This window comes from Microcoleus sp. CAWBG27, assembly GCF_020883145.1.
In the GTDB taxonomy this organism is placed as follows: domain Bacteria; phylum Cyanobacteriota; class Cyanobacteriia; order Cyanobacteriales; family Microcoleaceae; genus Microcoleus.
Map to the genome: position 1 here is coordinate 1 of NZ_JAHREU010000116.1, position 12,346 is coordinate 12,346.

Below are 12,346 nucleotides of genomic sequence, written 5' to 3' on the forward strand. Positions count from 1 at the left end.
AACCTTTGTTTTTTCGTTTGTAGTAAGGACTTCAGTCCGTCTTGATCGTGGAGAATGAAGGACTAAAGTCCTCACTACGAACCTTTGTTTTTTCGTTTGTAGTAAGGACTTCAGTTCGTCTTGATGGGTGGAGAATGCAGGACTAAAGTCCTCACTACGAACCTTTGTTTTTTCGTTTGTAGTAAGGACTTCAGTTCGTCTTGATCGTGGAGAATGAAGGACTAAAGTCCTCACTACGAACCTTTGTTTTTTCGTTTGTAGTAAGGACTTCAGTCCTTCTTGATGGGTGGATAATGAAGGACTAAAGTCCTCACTACGAACCTTTGTTTTTTCGTTTGTAGTAAGGACTTCAGTCCGTCTTGATCGTGGAGAATGAAGGACTAAAGTCCTCACTACGAACCTAAAGATTGTCCGATCCAATTCAGATAATCCTCACTGCCAGCGATAATGGGAATCGCAATAATTTCGGGAACTTCGTAGGAATGGAGTTCCTGAACTTTTGTTTTTAAAGCCTCAAATTTAGCCAAATCTGGTTTGATCACCAACTGCCACTCCGATTCCGAATGAATCTCGCCTTGCCAAGTATAAATAGAGCGAATCGGCGACAAACTCACACAAGCAGCCAGCTTGTGTTCAACTAGATATTTAGCGATATTTTCCGCCTCCACCTCCGATGCAGCAGTTACCAGCACTACCCCAAAATTAACAGTCATAGTTATTACTTATTCAGTCAACAGTCAACAGTCAACAGTCAACAGTCAACAGTCAACAGTCAACAATCAACAGTCAACAATCAACAGTCAACAGTCAACAGTCAACAGTCAACAATCAACAATTAACTTCCGTAACTTCCCAAGAATTGACTTTGCACGCCCCAGCTAAAGAAAAGTAGCGCCTAGTAGATTCCGGCAAAATAGCTCCCGCCAACAAAGCATTATCTAAATTAGCTCCTATTAAAGTCGCCTCGCTCAAATCGGCCGCCATCAAATCTGCTTGACACAATTTTGCCCAATTCAGATTTGCCCCTTTCAAACAACTTCCCCTAAACTTAGCGCCGGTTAAGTTTGCTCCCGCCAACTTCACTCCCCGCAACTGAGACGCGCTGAAATTCGCTCCCGCCAAATTCGAGCCTTCCAAATTAGCTCCCATCAATTTAGCTTCGCTGACGTTGACTCCGCTCAAATCTGCACCGCAGAGATTCACCCCTGTCAACTGCGCTCGCCGCAGGCTGACTCCAGTTAATTGAGCACCAAAAAGTTTTGCACTGTTGAGCTTGGCACCGTAAAGGTTTGCCCATTTAAAATTAGCTCCCGTGAGGTTCGCGCCCAGCAAGTTAACTAATTGCAAGTCGGCGCTGCACAAATTGGCATTCCACAACACAGCACTCCGTAGGTTGGCGCTGGTTAAAGTGGCGCCGCTTAACTTTACCCTGGGCATTTTTGCTTTGACTAAAAAAGCTCCGCTCAGATTGGCTTTTGTCAAATCTGCGCCTGAGAGTTTGGTTTCGCCCATTTTGGCAAAACTGAGATTTGTTCTTTGCATCTGTGCGCCTTTGAGGCTTGCTTTGGTGAGAAACGCTCTGCTGAGGTTCGCCCCTGAAAGATTAGCGCGCGAAAGGTTGACTCCGATTAAGATTGCTCCGCTGAGGTTTGCCCCGCTCAGATCGGCTCCAGCAAAGTCTCTTTGTCCTTTTTCGTAATTGTTGAGCAGTTCGCTAACTTCCATAGGGCGTGATACCTTCTCTGATTGGGGAGTTCGATCGAGAAATCTTTACTCTTAGGGTTGTTTCAGAAATTATACTGTTACAAAAATTAGACTGTTTTAGCGTTGGCATCAAACTGTATAACTTCTGTTAGCATCACTTTCTGTTCAAACGCGATCTCTTAATAAAGATTTTATATTGTTCTCTCGGTGGCGATCGCCATTTCGGTACTTTTGAATTAAAAGTTAATGTTTCGTGACATAGATAGTCATTCCTTAACGATCGGCATTAATCCGCAATTTCAGCCTCAGCGTACCCTTGAATCCTGCGGGAGGTTGCCAGGAGTTCAAGGCTGCTTTGAGACTCTCAAGGGCGTCTGTTCCTTGCAGCGTCGAGGTTTTACTGTCGATAGCCACTTTCGCAACACGGCCGTCTTGTATGGATAAATCCCACACCGTCTCGCCGCTAACCGCCGCTGGGAGATTAACAGATCGCAGGTATTTATTCAGAGATGCGATCGCCCCAGCATCCAATCCGGGAGCGCTGACTACTTGCAAGCGAGCAGCAATCTGCTGCTGGCGCGGTGGTGGCGGTGGTGGTGGTGGCGGTGGCACCATTCTCGCAGGAGCTGGACTCATTGGTAGCGGGCTGTTAATCCCGCCAAAGTTGCGAGCACCACCTCTGGTTTGCTCCCGCTCCTGGGCTGGGACAATACCTTGATAGCTGACACCCTGCGGCAATTCCACGGGCACTTGCACGCGGCGCCGAGCACCATCAGGTTCGACTCGCACTTCTTCGCTCACAGCCACAAAAGCCGTGTATTCCGACAGCAAGCGATAAGCCAAAGCTGTATTAGTCACAGCTTCCACCAAAGAAGGAGTCTCGCCGCCAAACATTTGATTCATTAAATCTTTAATGCGCGATCGCCCCCAAAGCTGAGCTACCGCCGGATTGCCAAAATCTGTAACAATTGCTGCGCCTGAAGTTGACTCCCGTTGTCTCGCTCCGGATTGAGCAAAATTAACAGGTAAAATTTGCTCGTAAGCTTTGCCGCCCGCTTGAGTGCCGCGGATGCGAAGTTGGCCGTTAGTTCGATCGCTCTTTTTGCCAAACAACACCAGCGGCTGACTGGTAAATAAGTCTGGGGGTGCGATCGGATAAATCTCCGGTTTTTCGCCCATTCCTTCCCAACTAATTTCAATATTAGTCAATACCGGACTGTTAATTTGACGGAAAAAAGTTTCAGCAGCTTCGGCTGAAGGTTCATCTTGACGAATTACTTGAGACGTGCCTCTACCAACTTGAGCCAAACGGTTGAGCAAAAACCGATTCACCGAACTACCAACACCAAAACTGTAAAGTCGATTCCCAGGCTTTATACTCCGCTGCACAAGAGCCAAAACTTCTTTTTCATTGCCAATATAACCGTCAGTAATTAGTACAATACTCCGCAGCCTTTCCGTTGGTGCAGCCGGAAACTTCATCACAGCTTGAATGCCGTTCAGCAGTTCTGTGCCGCCGTTAGCTTGCAACCGATCGATATAATTAATTGCGCTTTGTCGATTTTGGGCAGTATTCGCTAAAGGAGTAGCGGACAGCGCTTGCGCCGTGTTGGCAAAATCAATAATCGTAAAAGTATCCTTGGGATTCAGCCCTTGAATGAAGCGGCGCATCAACTCCTTAGATTTTGCTAGCGGTTCGCCCTGTTGAGAACCGGAAGTATCCATCAGAAACACGACATCTTTCGGTACAATTTCATTAGTTTTGTAGTTTAATGCCGGAATCAAATAAGTGGCAAAATGACCGCCCCGTTCGTCGGCTTGGCTCAGGACTGTGGCGCGAGTATTTTCGCCTGATACTCGATAGCGGAGAATTAAATCTTTATTGGGAATTGTGTCATAATTCGCTAGTTGGACGCGCACAAGATTGCCGCTGCGTTCTGTTGTAATTTGATGGGAAGTAGAGCGGACATCGCCGATCGCAACTCCGGCATCGATTTCTACCGAAACAGCGATATCGCGACCAGATCGCGTACCCGGAGGCAAGAGAGGCGGGTTTATGCGAGTAGCGTCGGTATTAACCCCCCCCTGCCCCCCCCTTGCTAAGGGGGGGGATAGAGTGTTGTTGCCATCTCTGGCCCCTGGAGACTCAGAACTATCGCCCCCCCTTGGTAAGGGGGGGTTGGGGGGGGTCGTATTTTGCGAAATATAGCGCGGGCCTACCACTGTGGGAAACACAAATTCGTAATCGCCACCGGCAAATTTGAGACTCTCGGTGTAGCGAATCGTAACTTCAATCTTTTCTCCCGGTTTGATATTAGCGAGAGACTGAGTAAAAATATTATCGCGTTCTTGTTCTAACAAACCCGCAGTCCTACCTTGCTCTCTAGCTTTTTGGTAAATTTCCAAAGCTTCATCGCGGCGTTTGATATTAGCTTTAATAATGCGATCGCCGATTTTAATTTCCATATCGTCCACCGCCGCTTCATCCGGGAGGGGAAATACATAAACAGCTTCTAAAGATTCGGGAAAAGGATTTTCAAATTTTTGAACAACTTCGACGCGGGAGATATTGCCGGCAATTTTAGCTTTAACTTCAGTGTGCTTGAGAGTAAAGACTTGTTCTGTAGACGTATTTTGAGTTTTGACGAACAAACCGCCGACTCGACAGCGAGTTTCGGGCGATCGCGCGCCCTTACAACTAACATCGTTACTAGCGAGGATTTTCGGCGACAGAGACGAATGATTTTGCCCACGAGTGTTTGCCCGCGCCCCATGGGGAGCGAGAATAGCTCCGCACTCGTTAGCGAAGCCCTCGAAGAGGATCGCTGCGATCAATGCGATACCACCAGAAAGCAACCGTTGACGGGATAGAACGCAGACAAACTTCATAGCAATTTTTTTATCAGACTTGAGGTGCTCTATCTATCATGACTTTACCATTGGCGAAACGTTCCTGGGTTAGCTGTTTGAGAAACATGACTGAACGGAATTTGAGATTTTAGATTAAAGATTTTACAACTCCACAGGCGCAGACTGGGACTGGCATCGGTATTGAGGTCGGTTCGGGCGATCGACTGCTAACCCACCCAAATGCTAAATATTGTATAATAGTTAGATGGCTTAAATAATTTTCAACTCAACTGTTCAGCCTCTAATAAATTTAAATCACCATGAGTTTCATTAATCCCAAAACCGACTTTGCCTTTAAAAAAATCTTCGGCTCTGCCAATAGCAAGGATATTTTGATTAGCTTCTTGAATGCGATTATCTACGAAGCAAATCCTGTTATCGAAGACTTAGAAATTCTTGACCCTTATTTAGCTCCCAAAATCAAAGGAGTTAAAAATACTTACTTGGATGTTAAAGCTAAAATTGGTGGTACAAAGACAGTAATTATCGAAATGCAGGTATTGAATGTAGAATCCTTTGACAAGCGGGTTTTATATAATGCCACCAAAGCTTACTCAGTACAACTAAAAAGCGGAGAAAATTACGATCTTTTAAATCCCGTAATTGCCTTGACGATTACCGATTTTGAAATGTTTGAACATCTGGAAACGGTAATTTCCCGGTTTTGCATCAAAGAGAAAAACAATAAAATGGATTACTTGGCGGATCAATTAGAATTTGTTTTTGTTGAATTGCCCAAATTTGACAAAACTTTAGAAGAATTAGAGACTTTGACTGACAAGTGGATATATTTCATGAAAACCGCTCGGACGTTAAGGTCGGTACCAGAAGAGTTGGGGAATGTGCCGGAACTCCGTAAAGCTTTTGAAATTGCCAATGAAGCAAATCTAGATCCCGATGAATTGGAAGATTTGGAAAGGCGAGAAATTTTCATTCAAGACCAGCGCGGCGCCATGACAAAAGCTACCAGAATCGGGATTGAACAAGGTATCAAACAAGGTATCGAACAAGGTATCGAACAAGGTATCGAACAAGGTATCAAACAAGGACAAGTACAATTAATTTTGTCGCTTTTGGAGTCCCGTGTCGGCCCGCTGTCGCCGGAGATCCAAACTCGCATCAATCAGTTATCCGCTGAGCAATTAGAAAATTTAGGGAAATCCATTTTTGAGTTGGCTAGTGTGCCAGATTTGACCGATCGCTTGCAGGCATATTCTCGATCGAGGTAAAAGAAGCGGGAGCATCTGTGTTTTACAATACGCGAGCTCTTAAGCTCGCACTACAAAAAAATGCTTTTTACAAAACTCAGATGCTCCCAAAGAAGCGTTGGTTTCTGGTTCGCCCTTTGTCTCCTCTAAAAGCGAGCTGAGGAATATTTAAAAGTCCGTGAATTGGCGATCGCACTTCAAACCCATGCCAACCAGCCGATTCAGCTAATGTGTGACTCATCGTATCCGCACCCGTATTTGGGAAATGCTCAAACCCTGCTGGACAATTTTGGATTTTAGCTCTTAGATTTGAGTGTTACCTTCTTAACTAGAAAGATCTAAAGTCAAAAATTTATGACCAAATTTGTGTTTGTGACCGGCGGCGTGGTTTCCAGTATCGGCAAGGGAATTGTCGCTTCTTCTCTAGGTCGCTTATTGAAATCCCGGGACTACTCTGTCTCGATTTTGAAGCTAGACCCCTATATTAACGTTGACCCCGGTACTCTCAGCCCGTTTCAACACGGAGAAGTATTCGTCACCGAAGACGGTGCGGAAACTGACCTGGATTTGGGGCACTACGAGCGTTTTACCGATACTTCCATGTCTCGCCTCAACAGCGTCACCACGGGTTCCATTTATCAAGCCGTGATTAATAAGGAACGCCGCGGCGAGTATCAAGGGAGCACGGTGCAGGTGATTCCCCACATCACTAATGAGATTAAAGAGCGCATTTTTCGGGTAGCAAAAAATACTAATCCTGATGTGGTGATTACGGAAATTGGCGGCACCGTGGGAGATATTGAATCTTTGCCGTTTTTGGAAGCCATTCGCCAGTTTCGCAAGGCTGTCGGACGGCAAAATGTTGTGTATATGCACGTGACGCTGATACCTTGGATTCCGTCGGCTGGGGAGATGAAGACTAAACCGACTCAGCACTCGGTTAAGGAGTTGCGGTCGATCGGCATTCAACCAGATATTTTAGTCTGTAGGTGCGATCGACCTTTACCTCTGGGCCTCAAACAAAAATTGTCAGAATTCTGCAACGTACCCGAAGAATGCGTCATCACAGCTCAAGATGCCAAAAGTATCTACGAAGTACCGCTGATGATGGAACAGGAAGGTTTGGCGGAACAAACCATCAATTTGCTGCAACTCGAACAGCGGCCACCCGATTTGACTCAGTGGCAAACCTTAGTCAAACGGCTGTATAGCCCCAGCCACAAGATTGAGATTGCTTTGGTTGGCAAATACGTGCGGTTGAACGATGCTTATCTTTCGGTGGTGGAAGCTTTGCGGCACGCGGCAATCTCGATCGGCTGCGACCTAAATTTGCACTGGATCAACTCAGAAGATTTAGAATCGGGAAACATCGAAAACTATCTCCAAAATATCAACGGCATTGTTGTGCCCGGAGGTTTTGGGATTCGGGGAGTTGACGGCAAAATAGCTGCGATTCAATATGCCAAACACCATAAAATACCATTTTTGGGATTGTGTTTGGGGATGCAGTGTGCTGTCATCGAATGGGCGCGCAACACCGCCCAGCTAGAGGATGCCAACAGCGCTGAATTCAACCCGGATACAGCAAATCCAGTAATTAATTTATTGCCAGAACAGCAAGATGTAATCGATTTGGGCGGTACGATGCGACTGGGTTTGTATCCGTGCCGCGTAAACCCGGACACCCTCGCTTTCAAACTGTATCAAAAAGAAGTGATTTACGAGCGGCACCGCCACCGATACGAGTTCAACAATGCCTACCGCAATCTTTTCTTAGAATCAGGCTATGTAGTATCCGGCACATCTCCCGACGGCCGACTCGTAGAAATGATCGAATTGCCCAACCATCCCTTTTTCATCGCCAGTCAATTTCACCCCGAATTCCAATCTAGGCCTAGCGCCCCACACCCTTTGTTTCAGGGGTTTATCCAAGCAGCGAGCTCTCAGGGAAAGCAGGATGTTTTAGAAGCAGAGGCTCGCGACTTAGTAGCAGGGAAACTTGCAGGAGCCTGATCTCATCTCATGTGCGATCGATAGTTTTGATATATTGGATGTCTGTAGGGCGGGCCAGAGCAAACAATATTCAAATCCGGCAGACAATCTCTGTAGAAAACCCGCCCAACCCAACAATAGGATTTGATTCGGGTTGCACTTACTAGACATGATATCGGGGAGCCTTCTCAACGACTGAAAAACCTTACCTCCCGACCCTAGCTTACATGGGTTGGGGGGTAGTACCCGAAGCCAGAAGGGAGAAGGCAGAAGGTAAAAATTGCGGATCTTTTTACTTAACTTTTTAGCTGGGATTTCAATGGTGATACCAATCTCACAAAACAATACAACTGTAGGCAATATCCTAACCATCACAGTCATCTGTCATTCTCAGTCTAAAATCGTAAGGGCGATCGCCCTAGCCGAAGTCTAAAAGCTCAAATCTAAAATTGTATGAGTTGTCAAACTATCCTAAAATACCAGAAAACGCAGGTTTGAGGAGGTTTTGTGTTGTGGCTTACTGGAGCAAAATTACTTATGAGAAAAATACATACATAATTGACCTTGACACTATTAGTGCTTTTTCTAGCGAACCGGATAACAAGCGTATTACTTTTTGGCTGCCGAATAGCAGTCTGCCGATTATCCTCAATCCCCAAGGGAATTATGAGGCTTACAAGCAAATTCTCGATTACCTCAAAAGAACGATCGATCGCAATTCTAAAGGTTCCTGGATTAAAATTAATTACGAGCGCAAAGAATTTGCGATCGATCTGAGTCGAATCAGCTCTTTTGGTTGCGAACAGAACGGTCGGTTAATCAGCTTTTGCCTGCCTGACAGCGGTACTAATATTATTATCATGCGCGAAAGCAACTCGGACACTTATCTAAAAATTCAGGAATATATTAAAAATATAACTGGGCACTCTCTGCCATAAAGAAGTCATTAGTCGTTAGTGATATCATGTGCTATCCATGACCATAATAAAAATGGTTTGTAGTGCGGACTTCAGTCCGCTCTGAAACTGCGGACGCCAGGACGCACTACAAACTGATTTGCCAAGCTAATTTTGCGGCGCCTACCATGCCTGCTTGATTGCCCAATTGGGCAACCAATAACTGCAAACCTTCGCGAGAACTCGGCAGCACGCGCCGCTCAATTTCAGCTCGAACTGCTGGCAAGAAAAACTCGGCACCTGCACTAATTCCGCCACCAATAATAATAGCTTCTGGTGTTAAAATATAAATAATACTTGCTAAACCGATACCGAGATAGCGACCATAATTTCTCCAAAATTCTAAAGCTTTAGCATCTCCAGACTTAGCTAAATTGGCTAATTCTAAGGGTTCCAAACCAGTATCGCGGCGAATTGCTAGCACGGAAATGTACTGTTCTAAAGAACCATGATTTCCACTATTACACTCTGGGCCGTCGGGATTTATCGAAATTAATCCTAATTCTGCGGCAGCACCTAAATGACCTGTAAATAGTTTGCCATCTAGGATAACTGCACCGCCTACACCTGTTCCTAATGTCAGTAAAATTAGGTTTTTAAAGTGCTTTCCTGCGCCCAACCAAGATTCTCCTAATCCGGCGCAATCGGCATCATTTGCTAAGATTGTCGGCAGTCCGGTTTTGGCTTCCAACCAGTCAGCTAGGGGGACGTTTTGCCAGTTTTTGAGGTTGATTGCGACTCGGGCTATTCTGCCGGCTGCGTCTGCTGGGCCTGGTGTGCCAATGCCGATCGCACATATTCGATCCCCCCCCAGCCCCCCCTTAAGAAGGGGGGGAGTTTGAAGTTCAACCCCCTTCTTAAGGGGGGGAGTTTGAAGTTGTAAAATAGCATCGGTGATGGCGGCTAAAACGGCTTCTGGAGTAGCGGGTTGAGGCGTTGGGACTGTTAAGGATTGGTGACAAATGCCGTCTTCGCTGAATCTGCCGAGTTTAATTGCGGTGCCACCTAAGTCAATGCCGATTACTTGTGCCATTACGATTTAAGTTTGTAGTGAGGACTTCAGTCCTCTTTCGTCTTATTTGAGTGTGTGAAAATTAGCGACGGATGCGGCGCTTAATTGCTAAGAATATCATGGCGATCGCTCTGAGTCTATTAAATTCTTAGCCTGCTATATAAATCCTATTCATCCTCTCCACCTCCGCGATTCGCATCCCCAGAAACACCCAAACCATCCCCAACAAACACCGCCTCAATCACATTCCCATACCCACCAGCATCATCCTCAACCACCGGCAGCGGAAATCGCGTCAAAATCTCCCGCCCAATATCCCCCGCCACCTCCGACAATTCCCCGCTGCGAATTCTACCCAACAATTCCAGCCTGCGCGCCAATTCCTGAAGCGATTCCACCGCATCCGTAGGGGCGATGCCCCCGTGCTCGCCCTCCTCCTCAAACTCCTCAAACAATCGACTTCCAAACCGTCGCAACCAAGCCGCCAATTCACCATCTTTCAGGCGTTTAGCGATTAAGAATCCCGCGACATCCCCTCGACTCCAGCCGGCATTCACCCCTTCCAGGATTTCCATGAATTTCGACTCGTATTCCGCGTCAGTTAGGGTGGGGCGGGGCTGTGGCGGTGGCGCAGGTGGGGGTGTGTTTCCCAATAAGCGCTGGATTAGTTGTTTGAGGAATTGCCAAATTTTGTTTAGCATTTGTCGGGTTAGGTATGTTGTTGCGCTTGGGCGCTCTTACATATATATAATAAAGAGCGCCCAAGCGCAACAACGTACCTTTTTTAGTTTGATATCAGAAAGACTGCTTCGTTGCTACTTTAATTCTGTGTAAATCCTATGAATCTTTAGGTATGTTGTTGCGCTTGGGCGCTCTTACATATATAAGAAAGAGCGCCCAAGCGCAACAACATACCTTTGACTAGAAAGACTGGTTTGTTGCTACTTTAATAGCGGATAATACAGTTCTCCAGTCGCGTTGATATAACCAGCCCGATCGCCCGCCAGGTTCCCCGTGCCCATAAATACATCAACTCTGCCCGCGCCTTTGATTGCACCGCCCGTATCTTGATCCAAAACAAACCGATTAACGGCATTTTGTTCGAGTTTCCCCGCTGCATTGGGATAGGGCAGTTTCGTGCTAATTAATGCTAGCGCGCCCGGTGGCATTAAAGCTTTGTCGGTGGCGATCGACCTTTCGGCAGTTACTGGCACTCCAATGCTGCCAGTAGCAGGTGCTCCGTTAGTATTCTGGAAGAAGACAAAGCTTTGATTCTTCGGCAAATACTTGTCCATGTCTGCCGGAAAATTGGTAAAATATTCGTTTAGTTTCGGCAATGTTAGCTGGTCTAAAGTAAACTTGCCGTCCTTAACTAATTCTCGCCCGACACCTGTATAACTGTGACTGGTTTTCCCCGCGAAACCCACTGTCATCACGCCACCGTCTGCTAACTGCAACTTCGCAGAACCTTGGACGTGGACGAGAAATGCTTGGAAGCGATCGCGCAACCAGACTAATTCCAATCCCCGCAGCAATCCTTTGCTTCCCTGCAAAGCATCCGCACCTTCCAATTCCAATCTAGTTGGGTGAGGTTTGCGCCAAGAACCGAGGTTTGGTGGTGCCTTGTACAGGGGATAACGGTATTCGGAATTAGGCGTGCGAGAGGCTTGGTAAGTCGGCTCGAAATAACCGGTAAATGCTACTGTTCCTTTGTTGTCTTTGCCCGTGGATTTATAAAACACAAACTCCCGCTTGACTGATTCCTGGAGTTGTGTTGGAGTTGTAGAACTGACAACTAATTCGCGGAATCGAGCGAGCGATCGCCTAACTCGATCGCGCGTAATACCTGAAACCCGATAGCGACTGTAAGCACTAGCAGCGGCCTGGGAGTTAAGATAACCGAGGCTGTAGTCGATCGACTTTAACAGCAATTGTTTATCCCCAGCTTTGCCATTTTCGCCCCAGATTTGAGCGTCAAAGGCGATCGACTCCAATTCACTCGCTGGTAATTGACTTACACTAATTTGTTGCAGCGCCGGAATTGCGATCGCCGGAACAGAAAATGCGATCGCCAAAACACAACAGGCGATCGCCAATAGCTGATAGCGAAAAATCTTGCTCAATTTCTAAATTTCCCTAATCAATTGATAACTTTCCTAGTCGATCATTCATCGTATCGTTCGATACTAGAACTAAACAGCGGTTCTACGCGAATTGCGAGAATACTGGAAGGGCGAACTACCATGTATTCTCCTTGAATATTTTTGATCGGAACATTGACAAATTCTGACGAATCTTGTTTGGGAACCAGGGTTTTATACCACTGTTGAAAATCTGGCAGAGTTGCAAAACGGATTTCTTCGCGGTGGCCGCCATCAAGCAGCAGGTGCACGGAATATTCGCTGGGTGTTCTGGGCATATGTGTATTTTAGATTTTTGATTTTAAGCTTTTAGAACGATTTTATATTCTACCTGATGCTCGGCACATTCCCTCATTTATTAGGTTGGAGAGGGGAGGGGGAGAGGGGGAGAGGGGGAGAGGGGGAGAGGAAGAGAGGGGGGGG

Annotated in this window: 11 protein-coding genes; 3 read left to right on the plus strand and 8 right to left on the minus strand. The window is 46.4% G+C overall.

Annotated features, from left to right (window positions below; all coding sequences use genetic code 11):
* Positions 1 to 392 precede the first annotated feature (392 nt).
* The 3 genes from cutA to QZ938_RS31805 form a co-directional block, all read right to left on the minus strand.
* A complete protein-coding gene (cutA, locus tag QZ938_RS31795) occupies positions 393 to 713 on the minus strand; it encodes a divalent-cation tolerance protein CutA (protein WP_293356220.1) in 321 nt (106 codons plus the stop codon).
* 115 nt (positions 714 to 828) lie between these two features.
* Positions 829 to 1,725, minus strand: a complete 897-nt coding sequence (locus QZ938_RS31800) for a pentapeptide repeat-containing protein (RefSeq protein ID WP_293356223.1) — start codon at positions 1,723 to 1,725, stop codon at positions 829 to 831.
* Positions 1,726 to 1,977: 252 nt separating this feature from the next.
* Complete coding sequence (locus tag QZ938_RS31805) at positions 1,978 to 4,593, minus strand: VIT domain-containing protein (protein ID WP_293356226.1); 2,616 nt, start codon at positions 4,591 to 4,593, stop codon at positions 1,978 to 1,980.
* A 281-nt stretch (positions 4,594 to 4,874) separates the two neighbouring features.
* On the opposite strand from QZ938_RS31805, the gene QZ938_RS31810 reads away from it, so the two are divergent.
* The gene (locus QZ938_RS31810) at positions 4,875 to 5,843 is read left to right on the plus strand and encodes an Rpn family recombination-promoting nuclease/putative transposase (protein WP_293340064.1); all 969 of its coding nucleotides are present in this window, start codon (positions 4,875 to 4,877) and stop codon (positions 5,841 to 5,843) included.
* Between the two features lie 76 nt (positions 5,844 to 5,919).
* On the opposite strand, the gene QZ938_RS31815 is transcribed toward QZ938_RS31810, so the two are convergent.
* Positions 5,920 to 6,063, minus strand: coding sequence for a hypothetical protein (locus QZ938_RS31815; RefSeq protein WP_293155190.1), 144 nt, complete (start codon positions 6,061 to 6,063; stop codon positions 5,920 to 5,922).
* A 113-nt stretch (positions 6,064 to 6,176) separates the two neighbouring features.
* Between QZ938_RS31815 and QZ938_RS31820 the strand changes: the two genes are divergently transcribed.
* Positions 6,177 to 7,835: a CTP synthase gene (locus QZ938_RS31820; protein ID WP_293155193.1), complete on the plus strand. Its 1,659-nt coding sequence runs from the start codon at positions 6,177 to 6,179 to the stop codon at positions 7,833 to 7,835.
* Positions 7,836 to 8,326: 491 nt separating this feature from the next.
* Positions 8,327 to 8,752: a hypothetical protein gene (locus QZ938_RS31825; protein WP_293365682.1), complete on the plus strand. Its 426-nt coding sequence runs from the start codon at positions 8,327 to 8,329 to the stop codon at positions 8,750 to 8,752.
* A gap of 106 nt (positions 8,753 to 8,858) precedes the next feature.
* Here the strand turns inward: QZ938_RS31825 and QZ938_RS31830 are convergent, their stop codons facing one another.
* The 4 genes from QZ938_RS31830 to QZ938_RS31845 form a co-directional block, all read right to left on the minus strand.
* Positions 8,859 to 9,803, minus strand: a complete 945-nt coding sequence (locus tag QZ938_RS31830) for an ROK family protein (RefSeq protein WP_293356229.1) — start codon at positions 9,801 to 9,803, stop codon at positions 8,859 to 8,861.
* A gap of 146 nt (positions 9,804 to 9,949) precedes the next feature.
* Entirely contained in the window at positions 9,950 to 10,483 is a 534-nt protein-coding gene (locus QZ938_RS31835) for a hypothetical protein (RefSeq protein WP_293155202.1), read from the minus strand.
* A gap of 240 nt (positions 10,484 to 10,723) precedes the next feature.
* Positions 10,724 to 11,905, minus strand: a complete 1,182-nt coding sequence (locus QZ938_RS31840) for an MltA domain-containing protein (protein WP_293356232.1) — start codon at positions 11,903 to 11,905, stop codon at positions 10,724 to 10,726.
* A gap of 41 nt (positions 11,906 to 11,946) precedes the next feature.
* Positions 11,947 to 12,201, minus strand: coding sequence for a hypothetical protein (locus QZ938_RS31845; RefSeq protein ID WP_293155206.1), 255 nt, complete (start codon positions 12,199 to 12,201; stop codon positions 11,947 to 11,949).
* Between the last annotated feature and the right edge of the window lie 145 nt (positions 12,202 to 12,346).

Coding starts and splice junctions, on each gene's coding strand:
- cutA (WP_293356220.1), bottom strand. CDS start 713: ATGACTGTTAATTTTGGGGTAGTGCTGGTAACTGCTGCATCGGAGGTG.
- QZ938_RS31800 (WP_293356223.1), bottom strand. CDS start 1,725: ATGGAAGTTAGCGAACTGCTCAACAATTACGAAAAAGGACAAAGAGAC.
- QZ938_RS31805 (WP_293356226.1), bottom strand. CDS start 4,593: ATGAAGTTTGTCTGCGTTCTATCCCGTCAACGGTTGCTTTCTGGTGGT.
- QZ938_RS31810 (WP_293340064.1), top strand. CDS start 4,875: ATGAGTTTCATTAATCCCAAAACCGACTTTGCCTTTAAAAAAATCTTC.
- QZ938_RS31815 (WP_293155190.1), bottom strand. CDS start 6,063: ATGAGTCACACATTAGCTGAATCGGCTGGTTGGCATGGGTTTGAAGTG.
- QZ938_RS31820 (WP_293155193.1), top strand. CDS start 6,177: ATGACCAAATTTGTGTTTGTGACCGGCGGCGTGGTTTCCAGTATCGGC.
- QZ938_RS31830 (WP_293356229.1), bottom strand. CDS start 9,803: ATGGCACAAGTAATCGGCATTGACTTAGGTGGCACCGCAATTAAACTC.
- QZ938_RS31835 (WP_293155202.1), bottom strand. CDS start 10,483: ATGCTAAACAAAATTTGGCAATTCCTCAAACAACTAATCCAGCGCTTA.
- QZ938_RS31845 (WP_293155206.1), bottom strand. CDS start 12,201: ATGCCCAGAACACCCAGCGAATATTCCGTGCACCTGCTGCTTGATGGC.